The sequence below is a fragment of the Pectobacterium quasiaquaticum genome (assembly GCF_014946775.2).
Taxonomy (GTDB): Bacteria; Pseudomonadota; Gammaproteobacteria; order Enterobacterales; family Enterobacteriaceae; genus Pectobacterium; species Pectobacterium aquaticum.
On sequence record NZ_CP065177.1, the window covers coordinates 2,429,441 to 2,445,265 of the forward strand.

Genomic DNA, 15,825 nt, shown 5'->3' on the forward strand with positions numbered 1-15,825 from the left:
AGCAGCAGAAGGCCGATTTCTTTATTTAATACCGTAAAAAGCACGCCGTTCGATATTTTCCTCACAAGAAACGTGAGACAAAGAGCAGAAAGGGGAAGAAAATGAAATTAAACAAACGTTTTGCAACAGCAACACTGGCAATTACACTTGCTGTAACGCTTGCAGGCTGTTCAAACATGTCCAAACGTGACCGTAATACCGCGATTGGTGCCGGTGCCGGTGCAGTTGGTGGGGCGATCTTAACGAATGGTGGAACATTAGGAACGCTGGGCGGTGCGGCTATCGGCGGGCTGATTGGCCGTCAGGTCGATAAATAACGAATGATGGGCAGCAGGTTAACGGGAGTAAACCTGCTGCTTTTTATACTCGTCATACTTCAAGCCGCATGCGCTTTAGCCGCCAGCCAGCTTAACCTTCATCCCTTTCGCTTCCAGAAGCTGTTTTAGCAGATCGCGTTTATCTCCCTGAATTTCGATCACACCATCTTTCACTGAACCGCCACATCCGCATTTTTTCTTCAATTCAGCCGCCAGCTTATCCAGCGCAGCATCGTCAAGATCGAGGCCGCTAATCAGGCATACGCCCTTTCCTTTACGTCCACTGGTCTGACGCTGGATGCGCACAATCCCATCGCCTTTCGGCCTAACCACCTTCTCTTCTTCCGGCTTAATTCGCCCAGTTTCCGTGGAGTAAACCAGTTGGCTATTCTCGTCGCGACGCAGGCTCATGATGCCGCACCGTTTAACAATGAGGCGCGGATCTCACGCAGTGTCTCCGCGGGGTCCGCTGATTGGGTGATCGGACGTCCAATCACCATATAATCGACGCCAGCCTGCTGCGCCTGAACCGGCGTCATGATGCGGCGCTGATCGCCAACGTCGCTGCCAGCGGGACGAATTCCCGGTGTGACTAGCTTAAATGCCTGTCCGCACACCTGCTTCAACCGCTGCGCTTCATGCGCGGAACACACCACGCCATCTAGCCCGCAGTTGTGCGTTAACACCGCCAGTCGTTCCGCCTGCTCCGCCGGACTGACGGTAATGCCAAGCCCGCGCAGATCGTCTTCATCCATGCTGGTTAACACGGTCACGGCAATCAGTAGCGGCGCATTGTTACCAAACGGCACCAGCGCTTCTTTCGCCGCTGTCATCATGCGTGAACCACCGCTGGCGTGGACATTAACCATCCACACGCCAAGATCGGCCGCGGCCGCAACGGCGTGAGCGACGGTGTTCGGAATATCGTGGAATTTCAGATCGAGAAACACGTCAAAACCGCGCTGTTGTAGCGTCTGCACGAACTGTGGGCCGAATAAGGTAAACATCTCTTTGCCTACCTTCAAACGGCAATCCTGCGGATCGATACGGTCAACAAACGACAGCGCTGCCTGCTGACTGGCATAGTCCAGCGCGACCACAATCGGGGAGGATACCGTTTGATTCTTTTGCTGTAGATTCTCGTTTTTCATTCGTCACCCAGTCTCTTGCGAAGCCAAAATTCCCGCCGCATTCTACATGCCCCGCCCCTGAAATCCCAGCCGCCTGAAGACCAATGCGCTTAAAGAAGCTAGCTGGAACCGAAATCACATGTAGCCATTAGTATGTTGTAACTAAATCGCATTAAAAAACACCCACTCGATATCGTAAGAGGTTATTGCCCGTCTAATCCACGGATTGGCTTTACGCTGGCCCAGGTGCGGCAGGAAGGACATTGCCAATAGAGTGATTGCGATGTGAAGCCGCATTTGCGACAGCTGTAGCGGGGTTTGGTGCGAATCTGTTCGCCCACCATATCGCGCAACCCCTGAAGATTTTCTTTTGTTCGTCCGTCTTCCGCTTCATGCAGGTGAAAATCCATCAGGCGCTGGAACACGCGCATCGTGGGGTGACGTTGAAGCTGACGGTTAATATAAGCCTGTGCAACCTCTGCGCCCTCTTCTCTTTCGAGGATGTCAGCTAGCATTAATTCCGCCGTCGCACCGGTATTTTCTTCTACGCAGCGTTTGAGGAAATTAGCCCAATCCAAGGGCTTATCTAAGTGCTGATAGCATTCCTGTAGCATCGGCAGCGTTTCACTGACCAGCTCTTTATCCTGGTCGAGAACCTGTCGCAGCGCTTCCACGGCGCGTGAATAATCCTGCTGCGCCATGTAGATGCGACCCATCATGATAGACGCACGGGCACACTGACTGTCCGCCGTCGCCCCTTTTTTCAGGAGCGTTAGCGCCTTATCCAGATCGTCGCTGCCCATCGCCAACAGCGCCAATTCACAGTAAAAATGCGCGATGTCCACGCGAAGCTGGTCTTTTCCCATCTTGACCAGCTTTTCCGCCACATCGATTGCCGTCGGCCAATCGCTGGTCGCCTGATAGATCTGCAAGAGCTGCTGCAAGGCACTGCGTCGAAACTCTTCTTCATCCACCAGTTGGTTGAAACTTTCTTCGGCGCGGTCATACAGCCCGGCGGCCATGTAGTCACGGCCCAGTTGTTGCACCGCCAACAGGCGCTGTTCAAAGGTTAACGATGCGCTTTCAGTTAGCGACTGATGGATACGAATCGCACGGTCAACTTCGCCACGCGAACGAAACAGGTTACCGAGCGTGAGGTGGGCTTCAAAGGTGTTGCTGTCATCCTTGAGCATATCGAGGAATAGCTCAACCGCCTTATCCTGCTGATTGGACAACAGGAAGTTAACCCCGGTGACATAGTCACGCGACAGGCGGTTGGACTCCTGCTCTTTGTCCTGCTGCGCACTTCTGCGACCCATGTACCAACCGTACGCGGCGGCCACAGGCAGCAACAGAAACAGCAGTTCTAACATAGAGAGAATTCCTTAGTGGGTGACCGTCTGCACTGGCGCCACGTTCTCCTCGGTGGAGGTAGAAAGCTGTTGTTCCAGACGCTTAATTTTACGTTGTGCACGGCCAAGCGCAATGCGCTGACGCAGATAAAACAGACCACAGATAACCCAGCCAAGGGCAAACCCCAGGGCAAACAGCGTGGCAAGCAGTGTGGATATACGATACTCCCCCTGTGCCAGCAGGTAGTTAAATGTCACAACCTGATCGTTGTGCGCACCCAGTGTGACAGAAATGATGAATATCGCCAGCACGAGTAAAAAAATCAGCAAATATTTCACATTGTCCTTCCTGTGATATCCAGTAACCGGATGAATTATGCCAAATTTTGGCGACAAACCCCATTAAATTACCATGTCCGGCGCAGACAGGGAAATCAAGAACCGCACTCCACTGCCGTCTGCGCTTGTGATTTATTCTGTACTGAATAAATTAGCGTAATTCAACCCCCGAACATGTTCATGGGGCTGGAAGCGGCAATTCAGAAGCGCGACGGCATCGATCAAGCTATTGTGGCGGATGTCGCCGATAATGCCACGCTGGCGCAAATCAAGCAGGCGATTGGCTCTACTGCCACACACTATGTCCAAACCAGCCTCCGCCCTGACGCAAACCTTAGCTAATCAGCTCAGTTGTTCCACCAAACTCTTTCGCCGCTTTGATCTGATCGATCGTGCTCAATACCGGGCCGTAGCCGTCCACCGCGTAGCGGTCAATATAGTTCGAAAAATGCCGCAATCCGGCACCAAATTCAGGGTAGGTATACGTTGTCATAAAAGTCACCCCATCGGTACGCACTACAGGGGATTATCTAGGCGTACAACCTGCAACAGGAACGACGACTCAAGGGCTACGAGGATTTATTTTCGGCGGCATCCTCCTCCGCCTGTTCTTTGATTTCTTCATATTGTAGCGAGAGCGGGCCGCACCAGCGCTGCGCCAACCAACAGGCGACCACTACCAGCAGCCAGCTAATTAACGTCGCCACCACCAAATCCTGCGGCCAATGCATGCCGAGTACCAAGCGGCTGCCCATCACGCCGCTAGCCCACAGCATCAGGATCACCACTGTTTTATAATGTCGACGTGCCCACAGCAGCCCGACACCCAGCAGCGCCCAGGTTGCAGCAAATAAGGTGTGCCCAGAGGGGAAAGCAAAGCCCGTTTCAAACTGCCAGTGGCTGCGCAGCCATTGTGGAATCTGCGTTTGGTCCCGCAACTGTGTTTTCACCAGTTCCGAACGCTCCTTACGCGGCAGCGAATAGAAATAGCTGTCGTCCACCTGATGATTTTTCTCCAGCCAGACGACATAGGGCCGTGATTCCTGCACCCACTCTTTAATCGCCGATTTGATTCCCTGTCCAATCAGCACCGTCATTGCCATGATGACCAACAGGCCGAGCGCAGGTTTCAGGCGAAAACGCAGGCACCAGAGAAACCAGATACTGAGGACGATGCTGGTCAGAATGCCCCACGGCGATGTCACCGTTTCGGTAATCCAGAAGAGTACGCGTAACCAGAGCCCGTCGTACTCCGGTTGCCACTGCCAATCGCTCATCCAGATAATCATGGGCATAATCAGTAATAGCGCGGCACCAATGGTGGTTCGTTTGGCAATTTCGTACATAGTCTCTTCCCATAATGCAGATAGTTTCTTCCCATAATTCAGTATGATGCTTTGCAACAAAGCTTTCACAATTCTATCAAAAAATCCGACACGGACTGTCAGTATGGCGTAAAATAGCGCTCAGTTCTGTCAACGAACCTGAAACCAGACGGCGGTAAGGCCACGTTGTAATTCAATTTTTATGACGTTCTTAAACAGGCTTTTTTGCTGGTCAAGCACGATAGGCAGCAGTAGGATTCGCCTCAGCATTCTTGTTTTTTGAACATAGCTTTTTGGACACAGCTTTTTTGGATACAGATTTTTTGGAGAAAAGTATGCAGCTAAAACGGGTGGCGGAAGCCAAGTTACCCACTCCGTGGGGCGATTTTCTGATGGTAGGTTTTGAAGAGATCGCCACGGGTCACGATCACCTTGCACTGGTTTATGGTGATATTTCCGGTTCAGTTCCCGTACTTGCTCGCGTGCACTCCGAGTGCCTGACAGGGGATGCCTTGTTTAGCCTGCGCTGCGATTGTGGTTTCCAGCTTGAGGCCGCCTTGGGCCACATCGCCGAAGAAGGTCGCGGCGTGCTGTTATACCATCGTCAGGAAGGCCGTAATATTGGGCTGCTCAACAAAATCCGCGCGTATGCATTGCAGGATCTGGGGGCTGATACGGTAGAAGCCAACCATCAGCTTGGGTTCGCCGCCGACGAGCGCGATTTCACGCTGTGTGCCGATATGTTCAAGCTGCTCGACGTTGATGAAGTTCGCCTACTGACCAATAACCCGCAGAAAGTGAAAATACTCAACGAAGCAGGCATCAATATCGTTGAGCGCGTGCCATTAATCGTCGGGCGCAACCCGAAGAATGAGAACTATCTGGCGACCAAAGCTGCCAAAATGGGGCACCTGCTGGATATGAAATAACGATCCCGCTTCGCGTCAGGATCGTTTCTTTCAATGCTGACAGCCGGTTTTTAACCGGCTGTTTTATAAGCGGGCGTCAGCCCATCCCCATGACCTTTTCAGCAATCACCCCTTTATTATGGCTGAGATCTCACTCTCACCCCGTGTCGGGGTCTTAATGTTGACGTTAACGCTCTGTTCGCAGCTTTGTCGACTTTTTGGCGAGTCGATAGTCTGAGTTTCACTCCGTGTCGTCATCAGCACCAATGACAGCAAAGCATAGCGTTCTGACGCAGCATGTGTGGAATTGTCCGGTATAAGAATCGAGAAAGGCTGAATCAACCAGACACTCTCACGGTTGGATGTTCTTCAACGAAATACGGGAATAGTCCCAGAGGCCGTTTTTCTGTCTCCTGCTTCCTGTAGTTTTCGACCCAGCTCGGTGATCCTGCGCTCACCCGCTTCCAGTGCCTGTGCGGTGGTATGCACTGAGTAGTTACCAAGATGCAACGGATACGGATGCGGCACCGCCGAACCGAGTACAAACACGGCGTCTTCTGATTCCGATGCTTCAAGAACAATAGGTGTATCTCCTTGTTCAAAGATCACCATGTCACCTGAACTGATAGATGATTCAGCTTCAAGGGTGCCTTGGGCAAGCGCCAGCCATCCTACCGTATGACCAACTGGCGGTTGGTAGACCCAGCGCTCTCCCGCTGGCAGCGTCACGAGCAGATAGTTGATGCCATCAGGTACGGGCACTGGGCTTTGCACGCCATCATAGTTGCCGAGGATCACGTAAGCAGGACCTGCTTGTCGCATGTCTTGAGCCTCAATGTAGCGGCTAACCGGCTCGCTATTTTCAAGGTCAGCAGGCAATGCCATCCAAAGCTGGAAACCTTGGATATGTGGCACATCGGCAGCGGTCAATTCCTTGCCATGCCACATCCCACCGCCTGCTCGGGCCCATTCAACGCCTCCATAGCGTAGTGTTCCGGAGCCGATGGTTGGATCGTTGTAAATCATACCGCCCTTGGTAAAGACAGTCACAGTAGCGATGCCCGAGTGGGGATGGATCTGCATGTTACCGAATGCCCCGATAGCGGCCCCTTTCGTTTCGAAAATATCCAAAAACACAAAAGGTTTTACGATCTGTCCTAAGTCGGATGGACTCATTAAACGGGTGATAGGACCATGCCCATGGCCCCGTGTCCGTTTGGTAATACACCGCAACGGCAATGCAGTTTTGTTGTCGTGAGTCGTTTTCATTGTATTGCCTCCATTGATTCATGTAGTGGAACGCTTACGCTTCTCATGAGCGTGGCGGTCCTGACCAGCAGTGATGGTTGACAATCTCTGCTGATCACGCAAAACATCGACTAAATTTTGATGAAATTGTGCGTTGACAGCCCGCCGAAGGGCAGCGAAGCGAGCGGTCCACCGACGTCAAGTGTGCCAAGGTCAACAGGGAAGAAACCGGTGGCTTCCATGATCCCGCGCACTTCTGCCTTCGCGGCAGCGTCGTCACCTGAGTAAAACAACACGCGCTTGCCACCCGCAACTTCTGGCTCTTTCAGCACATTGACGTCGTTGTGGTTGAATGCCTTGACGACTCGAGCGCCTGGAACGAGTTGTTGAATGATCTGACTGGAGTGCTTGCTACCTAGATCAACCGCCTTGATGCCATAGGCTGCAAGCGGATTACTCGGATCATTTGCATCTGGCGATGTGGCCGGATCGAAGAACTCCACTGGGTTGGTACCATCAATGACAATGCGGCCATTCCAGGCTGGCAGACTGCGCAGTACTTTTTCTGCATCGACCCAGCGAACTGCGACCAGCACGATATCGGCGCTTGCGGCCTCTTCCACAGTGCTTGCCTTGATGGATGGTCCGAGTTCTTCAACCAGTGACCCGAGCGAGCTTGGTCCACGGCTGTTGGCGATGGTGGCCGCAATACCGTTTTTGGCGAGAATGCGGGCGAAGTTAGAGCCGAGGGCGCCGGAACCGATAATACCGATAGTCATGATGTATTCCTTTTCACGTAAAGAGGGTTAAAAAAGGGAACTGCCAGTACCCTCGAAGACTTGGCAATCCCTTCCTCAAGAGCTTTTCGCGCCTGAGTCAAGATGGGTTGTATCGCATCAAGGATGTTGCCGCCTATCGCATAGTTCTCGCATGGCGGTGTTCAGTGGGGCGAAAAAAAATCGCCGAATCCTCGACCGTTTCGTAGACATCAAGCCCGCAGCATGCTTGGCCAACATCGTGCGCTCCGCCAGTGCCTAGCTGTGACTTGGTTAGTCACGCTTTACCCAACCGAGCTAACAGCACTCGGATCATTATTGCACTGGTATTGACCGAGTAGGCGATCTCGTTTGAACGCATCGGTTTACCGTCGTTGAGCGCGAGATCGGTCAAAATATGAACTACCACGACGAACCGGATACTCACTGCCACAGTGAATTCAATCCGTTATTTGCGTGTGCGAACTCGATTTAAGTAAGAATAGGGTTATCTTTATTGGTTGAATAGATGGTCTAATGTGATTAGACTAATCCAAAAATGGAATGAATGACTTGAATATGCTTGATTTGAATGACGTTGCTTTATTTGTTCAGGTTGTACGCAGTGGGAGCTTTGCTGAAGCAGCAAGATGTCTGGGTATGCCTCCCAATACCGTCAGCAGACGTATCCAGCAACTCGAAGAACAACTCGATACGCGACTATTACAAAGGTCAACCCGTAAACTGGCACTTACCAGTGTGGGTCAAACATTCTATGACCGTTGTGCTGGTGCGGTGGATGGGCTGACCGATGCAGGACAGGAATTATTGACCGGAAACTTGGAGCCAAGTGGTCTGGTTCGTGTGGCTGCTGCCGCTGATTTCTTCGATTTTTTTTCTGTGGAATGGGTCGCTGATTTTCTGGCTATGTATCCTCTAACCCGACTCGACTTTGTGCTAAGTGATGCCAGAGCTGATTTGATTGGGGACAGGGTCGATGTTGCAATTCGAGCTGGCCGATTAGACGATTCTGGTTACATCAGCCGCCAACTTCTTCGAGCTGGATATGATGGCTTGGTTGCTAGCCCAGCTTATATTGCTAAACATGGAATGCCTAATACGCTACAAGATTTAGCAAAATTGGATTGTGTGAGTTTCGGGCATCCCAGTGGGTTCACAACCTGGAGATTGGCGGGAGCATCAAGTATTGAAGAAGACATACAAATGAGCAGTCGTTTCAGTGGGAATACTATCCAAGCCCTACGTAAGGCAACGCTTGCGGGCCTAGGCATTGCGTTACTTCCAACAGTTATTACTAGGCGAGACCTTCATGCTGGCCGACTAGTTCCTGTGCTGCCGCAATATAAGCGCGAAGGTAATGGCTTGCATGTCCTGTACCCAAGCCGACGTCATTTACCACTGGCGGTATCTACCTTTATTGCATTTTTGGTGGGGAAATTCAGCACAATGTTTAATACCAATGATGGTTCTGAAGCCTAACTCGCTGGTCACTTGATCGACAATTATCATTCGGTTAGCGCACAAGCAGCGAATTCTTCCAACGATGTTTCAGAAAAGCCTTTACGTGAATTCACACGTAAAACATGAATATCATAATGTTATGTCAAATATTCAGATTCTCCAGTAAATAATCAATAAAGACACGAACCCGTAATGGTAGGTGTCTGGCATGCGGATAGATCAACATAAAAGGACGAGTTGTACCGCCATACTCGGCTAAAACCTCCTTAAGCATCCCACTATCGAGTTCTTGCTGCACGCTGAACCGGTAAGCTTGCATCAGCCCTGCGCCATTTTTTGCCAAGGTTACGGTGGCAAGAAAATCTCCCTGGCACGTATAGGTGCCGGAGGTTTCCATCTCTACTTGTCGTCCTTTGATGCTAAAAGTCCACCCCCCTTTACGCCCACTGCTGGGTATCTCAAATTGGATACATTCATGTATTGTGAGATCGTCAGGTACTTGCGGTGTTCCAGCGCGCCGCAAGTACCCAGGATTAGCGACAATAACCAGTTCCGCATCTTCTAACCGCCGTGCAATTAGGTTTGAATCTTCCGGCTCACGCCCTCTGATCGCTAAATCAAACCCCTCCTCTGCAAAATCGATATTACGGTTACTAACATGGATATCAATATGTATATCAGGATACTGCTGGCGAAATGCGGGCAGTAATGGCAGTAAACGATGGTGCGCATAAGGCGTTGGTGCACTGATACGCAAGCGACCCGATGGGATTAACTGGCCCCCCGTGATTTGTCGCTCGGCTTCAACCAACTGCTTCAATGCCTGCTGGCATTGCTCATAATAGGCACGTCCTTCTTCTGTCAGACGCATTCTCCGCGTAGTACGCACAAATAGGCGTACGCCTAGGCGTTGTTCCATACGTGCAATAGACCGACTTACGGCGGCGGGTGTTAGCCCAGCTTCGGTCGCCGCCCGCGTGAAGCTACCATTCTCGGCTGCCAGACAGAAAAGCTCAACACTACCTAATTGAAGATCGTCAAAGTAACGGCTCATAGCGGTTAAATTAATTACATGATGTATTAATTAAAATACAGCACACGGCATTTTTCCACAACGTATTGCCCGTTAGATTGACGGTAGCTCCCCCGAATATTTGCTTAACCCCCGATGTTGCATAAACCCAATGGAGAAAAATCATGCATATGGCAAAAACGGTTATCGTCACAGGTGCCTCTAGCGGCCTCGGATTTGCTATCGCCAAAGCTTATCTACAGCGCGGCGATAATGTCATTGGCAACGCCCGTACCTTGGCACGGCTACAAAAAGCCGCCACGCAATTGGGCAACCCAAGTAATTTCCTGCTGGTGCCCGGCGATATCGCCAAACCAGCGACGGCAAAAGCCCTGTTCGAATGTGCAGTCGCCGCCTTCGGTAAGGTCGACATCTTAATCAATAACGCAGGTATTTTTATTTCCAAAGCGGTAGGGGACTATAACGAATCTGACGTCGAATCCATTATCGACACCAATCTGAAGGGCTTTTTCTATCCATCGCAGGCCGCAGCCAAACACATGGCGGCTAACCGTAGTGGCCACATCGTCGCCATCACAGCATCAATTGCCATACAGCCAAATAGCAACATCCCCGCCCTGCTACCAGTATTGATCAAGGGTGGCCTGAACCACGCCATACAAGGGCTAGCCCTAGAACTTGCCTCCGCACAGGTTCAGGTTAATGCCGTCGCTCCTGGTATCATCTCAACACCGATGCACAGTATGAATGAGCAGACACACACGCAGCTTAAAAATATGAGCCCAAGCGGACGCATCGGTTCACCAGAAGATGTGGTGAACGCCGTACTGTATCTGACAGATTCATCCTATGTCAGCGGCGTGATTATTCCTGTTGATGGCGGTGCCACGGCGGGAACGTGGTAAACGCACTTTTCATCAAAAATTGTTCGGGTAAGAATAAAGCAGGTAAATCACGCCAAAGGGGAAACATATGCCATATGTGAATATCAAGGTTACTCAAGAAGGCGTAACGGCTGAACAGAAACGCCAACTCATTGAGGGTGTTACCGAACTGCTACATCAGGTACTAAACAAACCACCTGGCACGACCTTTGTGGTGATCGATGAAATACCGACAGATAATTGGGGGGTGGGCGGCGAGACGGTGACCTCATTGCGCCAAAAAGAAAAGATACGGCTATCAAGCGTGGAAAATGCTGAGATCGCAGGGAGATGTCACACCTGATGGCAATATTTCTGAGACAGAAATACGGCAACAATATCAAAAAACCATGCCGTTCTTTGCCTGAAATTAACGATGACATTTACCGCAAGATTGCCTGCATTTCTGCTTATAGAGACGAGTTTTCTTCTTGTCGGTTGTCCCGTTCAGGCGATCGATTACAGCCGGACGAATTGACATCAGCCAGACACCTCTGTTTTTTAGACAGCAGGACATACGTCGTCAGGTCTATCCTGCAATCGAAAAAGCACAGAAACTCACGAAGAAGTGTCGTCTACGAACGGCAGTGCCCGAAGCTCACCGCTGAGGAAGGATGAAGCCGCTTATTATTGATGTACTCGTTGTACTTCGAATTGATCCAATGCACCGAGAGCAGGCCTTCTGCCCTCGGTGGCGAGAGCTCAAAATTACAGCATATTACGGATAACGTAGTGCAGAATGCCATCGTGCTGGTAGTAGGTCAGTTCGTTACGGGTATCGATGCGGCAGCGAGTGCTGATGGTCTGCGTGTTACCGTTGGTATCCGTGATGTTGACCTCAACCGTGGCACCCGGCGTCAGATGCTCTAATCCCGTAATCGAAATCTGCTCGTCGCCGGTTAATTGCAGCGTTTTACGCGTCACACCGTCGGAAAACTCCAGCGGCAGAATCCCCATCCCGATCAGGTTAGAACGGTGAATACGTTCGAACGATTCGGCAATCACCACGCGGACGCCCAGTAAGCGCGGGCCTTTCGCGGCCCAGTCGCGGCTGGAGCCGGAGCCGTACTCTTTACCAGCAAACAGCGCCAGCGGGACATTGTCGTCCTTGTAGCGCATCGCCGCGTCATAGATTGTCATCTCATTCTGCGACGGGATGTGACGGGTATAGCCGCCCTCTTTACCCGGCACCATCTCATTACGAATACGGATGTTGGCAAACGTCCCGCGCATCATCACTTCGTGGTTACCACGCCGTGAACCGTAAGAGTTGAACTCCGCCGTTTCGACGCCGCGCTCCAGCAAATATTTCCCTGCTGGGCTGTCGCGCTTGATGTTACCTGCTGGTGAGATATGGTCAGTTGTCACCGAATCGCCCAGCATCGCCAGAATGCGCGCGTTGTGTATATCCTGAACTGGCTCAGGTTCTTTCCCCATATCCAGAAAGAAAGGCGTCTGGCGAATATAGGTCGATTCTTCCGGCCATTGATAGGTAGGATTGTCGTCGACCTCAATATCTTGCCACTCCTGCGTGCCTTCAAACACGGCGGCATACTGTTTGTGGAACATGTCTGCGCTGACGTTCAATACTGCCTCCGCCACCGCTTTGGCCGACGGCCAGATGTCCCTCAGATAGACCGCTTTGCCGTCACGATCTTCCCCTATCGGTTCTTGCGTCAGATCGACATTCATATTTCCCGCCAGCGCGTACGCGACCACCAGCGGCGGTGAGGCCAGCCAGTTTGTCTTCACCAGCGGATGAATTCGGCCTTCAAAGTTGCGGTTGCCTGACAGCACGGCCCCGACTGTCAGATCGCCTGCTTTTATCGCCGCTTCAATCGCATCCGGCAGCGGGCCGGAGTTACCAATACAGGTGGTACAGCCGTAGCCCACCAGATTGAATCCCAGCTCGTCGAGGAACGGCGTCAATCCCGCTTTAGCATAGTAATCCGTTACAACTCGCGAGCCCGGAGCCAGCGAGGTCTTAACCCACGGCTTGGTTTTCAGACCGCGCTCGACGGCATTTTTCGCCAGCAGTCCGGCCGTCATCAGCACGATCGGGTTAGAGGTATTGGTACAGGAGGTGATCGCGGCGATCACGACGGCCCCCTGCTGTAAACGGTGCGTTTCGCCTTCCAGCGTGAATTCTTCATAGTCAGAACGGTTCTTAACCGCGCTAACTTCCAGCTCCCGGCTGGCCTTAAAGGCTTCCGGCACGCCCGCTAAAGGCACGCGATCCTGCGGGCGTTTCGGCCCTGCCAGACTGGTTTCCACCGTCGACAAATCCAGCGCAAGCTGGCTCGTAAATACCGGCTCATCACCCGTATTGCGCCACAGCCCCTGCTGCTTACTGTAGGCTTCCACCAGCGCGATCTGTTCTTCCGCACGATTGGTCAACCGCATGTAGTCCAACGTGATTTGGTCGATGGGGAAGAAGCCACAGGTTGCACCATACTCCGGTGCCATGTTGGCGATGGTTGCGCGATCCGCCAGCGGCAGCGAATCCAGTCCATCGCCGTAAAATTCCACAAACTTACCGACCACGCCGTGCTTACGCAGCATCTGCGTGACCGTCAGAACCAGATCGGTTGCCGTGATCCCTTCGCGCATCTTGCCGCTTAGCTTGACGCCGACCACGTCAGGGATCAGCATCGACACAGGCTGCCCCAGCATTGCTGCCTCGGCCTCTATCCCGCCGACGCCCCAGCCGAGCACACCTAAACCGTTAATCATCGTGGTATGCGAATCGGTTCCCACCAGCGTATCGGGATAGGCAAACTGTTTGTCGCCCTGCTTTTCATACCAGATAGCCTTGGCGAGATACTCCAGATTCACCTGATGGCAAATTCCGGTTCCCGGCGGCACGACGCTGAAGTAACTAAAGGCATTTTGCCCCCAGCGCAAAAACTCATAACGCTCACGGTTACGCGCCATTTCCAACTGCGTGTTATCCACGAGTGCCTGACGATCGCCGAAGTGGTCAACCGTCACCGAGTGGTCAATCACCAGATCGACCGGCGACAGCGGGTTAACCTTATTCACATCGCCGCCCAGCCGTTTCACCGCCGCTCGCATCGCCGCCAAATCGACCACGGCGGGCACACCGGTAAAATCCTGCATCAATACACGCGCAGGACGATAGGCGATTTCTCGGTCAACATGGCCCGTCTTCAGCCAGTCTACGACCGCCTGAAGGTCGGCCTGCTCTACCGTGTAGCCGTCCTGATGACGCAATAAATTCTCCAGCAACACCTTGAGCGACTTCGGTAATTTATCAATGTTCCCGAGCGTTTGCGCCGCCTTCGGCAGGCTGTAGTAATGGTAAATCTGCTTCTGTACCGTCAGTGTGTCCAGACAAGTGTCGCGAAGGTGTGATGACATGCTTCCTCCCAAATTAACTTGCTATTCGTTATTCTGCATCGGACGATTAATCAATAACCAGCCTGAGCTTGCGGTCTTATTTAAAGATAACACAAACAAAAAATAACGTTTTTGCAACAATGCGATATGAACGCAGCGATAGCCGTTAGTTATTGAAAAGAAGCAAATCAGAATAAACGCCAATAGGAATATGAAGAGGATGGAAAACAGTCACGGCCGCGTATGGAGGAGAGCAAAGAGAGAAACGGCCCTAAGGCCGCTTGTCTCAGTGTATTAACCTGACGTTAATTTAGACATTCCCGGCAGCCATCACCGGTGTTTCTTCGTCGGCATGCTCATGCTCGGGTTCTTCCAGATCGTGGTTTCGTTCGAGCTTGGCCACAACCGCGGTCGCCATGCCGTTACCAATCACATTGGTCGCCGTGCGGCCCATATCCAGGAACTGATCGATACCAATAATCAGCAAAATGCCCGCTTCGGGTAAGCTGAACATCGGCAAGGTGGCTGCTACTACCACAACCGCGGCGCGTGCCACGCCCGCCATACCTTTACTGGTGATCATCAGCGTCAGCAGAATCAGGGTCTGCTCCGTAAAACTTAAGTGGATATTGTAAGCCTGCGCGATGAACAGAATGGCAAAAGCCTGATAAATCATGGAACCGACAAGGTTAAAGGAATACCCCAATGGGAGTACAAAGCTGGTGATTTTTTTGGGAACGCCGAATTCGCTCAGCGCTTCCATCGTTTTCGGATAGGCCGCTTCGCTGCTGGCGGTGGCAAACGCCAGCATACTGGGTTCACGCAGCAGTTTGATCAGACCCCAGGTTGCTTTCTTGCCGAGGAACAGTGCACCAGCCCCGAACATAAGGCCCCATAGCAGCGCCAGACCAAGGTAGAACTCACCAATCACCTTGCCAAAATCGAGGAGCAGTCCCAGCCCTTCAGTCGTAATAGACGACGCCAGAGAGGAAAATACGGCCAGAGGCGCTAACCGCATGACATAATCTGTCACTCGGAACATCACTTTCGCCAGTTCCTCAATCATCGATTCCATCGTGACAGCATGTTTATTCTGGCCTTTCACAAAAGCCAGCGCGGAACCGAAGAACATCGAGAACACCAGAATCTGCAATATTTCGTTATTCGCCATCGCTTCGACGATGCTGCGTGGAAATATATGGGCAATGAAGCTTTTCAGTGTAAATCCACCGGTATTCACGCCAGTTTCTACCGCTATTGGCGTACTTGGAATGGCGAGATTCATTCCAACGCCAGGCTCAAAGATGTTTGCTAACATCATGCCAATAAAAAGAGAAACCACGGAAGAACAAATAAACCACACCATCGCCTTCAGCCCTATTCTGCCGACGGAAGAAGAATTCCCCATACTGGCAAGACCAGAGACCAATGTTGCGAAGACCAATGGCGCAATAATCATTTTTATCAGGCGAAGAAAAACATCGGTCACTAAATTAAAGTAGGATACGACTTCTTTGGCTTCCTGCTCCGTTAATAAAGCATGACAGGCTCCGCCGACAATAATCCCGAGAAGAATAGCCAAGGCTATAAAAAACAATAACCTGTTCTTTTTCATAGTAACCTCATGATAATGAATAAAATCAGACAATACGT

At 51.7% G+C, this 15,825-nt stretch carries 16 protein-coding genes and 2 pseudogenes; 6 read left to right on the top strand and 12 right to left on the bottom strand.

The window, feature by feature from the left end:
• The first annotated feature begins 101 nt into the window (after positions 1-101).
• Positions 102-317: an osmotically-inducible lipoprotein OsmB gene (gene osmB / locus IG609_RS11115; RefSeq protein ID WP_102116404.1), complete on the top strand. Its 216-nt coding sequence runs from the start codon at positions 102-104 to the stop codon at positions 315-317.
• Positions 318-392: 75 nt separating this feature from the next.
• Here osmB and yciH read toward each other — a convergent pair whose 3' ends face one another.
• From yciH to IG609_RS11135, 4 genes are all read right to left on the bottom strand, one after another.
• A complete protein-coding gene (gene yciH, locus IG609_RS11120) occupies positions 393-728 on the bottom strand; it encodes a stress response translation initiation inhibitor YciH (protein ID WP_193397033.1) in 336 nt (111 codons plus the stop codon).
• Complete coding sequence (gene pyrF, locus IG609_RS11125) at positions 725-1,468, bottom strand: orotidine-5'-phosphate decarboxylase (protein ID WP_193397034.1); 744 nt, start codon at positions 1,466-1,468, stop codon at positions 725-727. Before pyrF ends, yciH begins: the two co-directional genes overlap by 4 nt.
• Before the next feature lie 182 nt (positions 1,469-1,650).
• Complete coding sequence (gene lapB / locus IG609_RS11130) at positions 1,651-2,820, bottom strand: lipopolysaccharide assembly protein LapB (protein ID WP_193397035.1); 1,170 nt, start codon at positions 2,818-2,820, stop codon at positions 1,651-1,653.
• A 12-nt stretch (positions 2,821-2,832) separates the two neighbouring features.
• Entirely contained in the window at positions 2,833-3,138 is a 306-nt protein-coding gene (locus tag IG609_RS11135; RefSeq protein ID WP_010276674.1) for a LapA family protein, read from the bottom strand.
• A gap of 150 nt (positions 3,139-3,288) precedes the next feature.
• Here IG609_RS11135 and IG609_RS11140 point away from each other — a divergent pair.
• A pseudogene (locus tag IG609_RS11140) lies at positions 3,289-3,465 on the top strand (sugar-binding transcriptional regulator); the annotation flags it as partial.
• A 31-nt stretch (positions 3,466-3,496) separates the two neighbouring features.
• Here IG609_RS11140 and IG609_RS11145 read toward each other — a convergent pair.
• Both IG609_RS11145 and pgpB read right to left on the bottom strand, forming a co-directional pair.
• Positions 3,497-3,631 (bottom strand): annotated as a pseudogene (locus IG609_RS11145) (sugar phosphate isomerase/epimerase family protein); the annotation flags it as partial.
• A 76-nt stretch (positions 3,632-3,707) separates the two neighbouring features.
• Positions 3,708-4,484 carry a phosphatidylglycerophosphatase B gene (pgpB, locus tag IG609_RS11150; protein WP_193397036.1) on the bottom strand — a complete coding sequence of 259 codons (777 nt, stop codon included), beginning with the start codon at positions 4,482-4,484 and terminating at the stop codon, positions 3,708-3,710.
• A gap of 314 nt (positions 4,485-4,798) precedes the next feature.
• Here pgpB and ribA point away from each other — a divergent pair, with 314 nt between their 5' ends.
• A complete protein-coding gene (gene ribA, locus IG609_RS11155) occupies positions 4,799-5,392 on the top strand; it encodes a GTP cyclohydrolase II (protein ID WP_010302319.1) in 594 nt (197 codons plus the stop codon).
• A gap of 348 nt (positions 5,393-5,740) precedes the next feature.
• On the opposite strand, the gene IG609_RS11160 is transcribed toward ribA, so the two are convergent.
• From IG609_RS11160 to IG609_RS11170, 3 genes are all read right to left on the bottom strand, one after another.
• On the bottom strand, positions 5,741-6,640 hold the full coding sequence (locus tag IG609_RS11160; protein WP_193397037.1) for a pirin family protein: 900 nt from the start codon (positions 6,638-6,640) through the stop codon (positions 5,741-5,743).
• Between the two features lie 110 nt (positions 6,641-6,750).
• On the bottom strand, positions 6,751-7,398 hold the full coding sequence (locus IG609_RS11165; RefSeq protein ID WP_193397038.1) for an NADPH-dependent F420 reductase: 648 nt from the start codon (positions 7,396-7,398) through the stop codon (positions 6,751-6,753).
• A gap of 274 nt (positions 7,399-7,672) precedes the next feature.
• Complete coding sequence (locus IG609_RS11170) at positions 7,673-7,828, bottom strand: helix-turn-helix domain-containing protein (protein WP_226374037.1); 156 nt, start codon at positions 7,826-7,828, stop codon at positions 7,673-7,675.
• Between the two features lie 110 nt (positions 7,829-7,938).
• Here IG609_RS11170 and IG609_RS11175 point away from each other — a divergent pair, with 110 nt between their 5' ends.
• On the top strand, positions 7,939-8,874 hold the full coding sequence (locus IG609_RS11175; protein ID WP_226374038.1) for a LysR family transcriptional regulator: 936 nt from the start codon (positions 7,939-7,941) through the stop codon (positions 8,872-8,874).
• A gap of 124 nt (positions 8,875-8,998) precedes the next feature.
• On the opposite strand, the gene IG609_RS11180 is transcribed toward IG609_RS11175, so the two are convergent.
• Positions 8,999-9,910 carry a LysR family transcriptional regulator gene (locus IG609_RS11180; protein WP_193397039.1) on the bottom strand — a complete coding sequence of 304 codons (912 nt, stop codon included), beginning with the start codon at positions 9,908-9,910 and terminating at the stop codon, positions 8,999-9,001.
• 143 nt (positions 9,911-10,053) lie between these two features.
• Between IG609_RS11180 and IG609_RS11185 the strand changes: the two genes are divergently transcribed.
• Positions 10,054-10,794 carry an SDR family NAD(P)-dependent oxidoreductase gene (locus IG609_RS11185; protein ID WP_193397040.1) on the top strand — a complete coding sequence of 247 codons (741 nt, stop codon included), beginning with the start codon at positions 10,054-10,056 and terminating at the stop codon, positions 10,792-10,794.
• 67 nt (positions 10,795-10,861) lie between these two features.
• Positions 10,862-11,116, top strand: a complete 255-nt coding sequence (locus tag IG609_RS11190; RefSeq protein ID WP_193397041.1) for a tautomerase family protein — start codon at positions 10,862-10,864, stop codon at positions 11,114-11,116.
• A 404-nt stretch (positions 11,117-11,520) separates the two neighbouring features.
• Here IG609_RS11190 and acnA read toward each other — a convergent pair whose 3' ends face one another.
• Positions 11,521-14,193, bottom strand: coding sequence for an aconitate hydratase AcnA (gene acnA / locus IG609_RS11195; protein WP_193397042.1), 2,673 nt, complete (start codon positions 14,191-14,193; stop codon positions 11,521-11,523).
• Between the two features lie 289 nt (positions 14,194-14,482).
• Positions 14,483-15,787 (bottom strand): dicarboxylate/amino acid:cation symporter, encoded by a 1,305-nt coding sequence (locus IG609_RS11200; RefSeq protein WP_193397043.1) that lies wholly within the window; start codon positions 15,785-15,787, stop codon positions 14,483-14,485.
• Between the last annotated feature and the right edge of the window lie 38 nt (positions 15,788-15,825).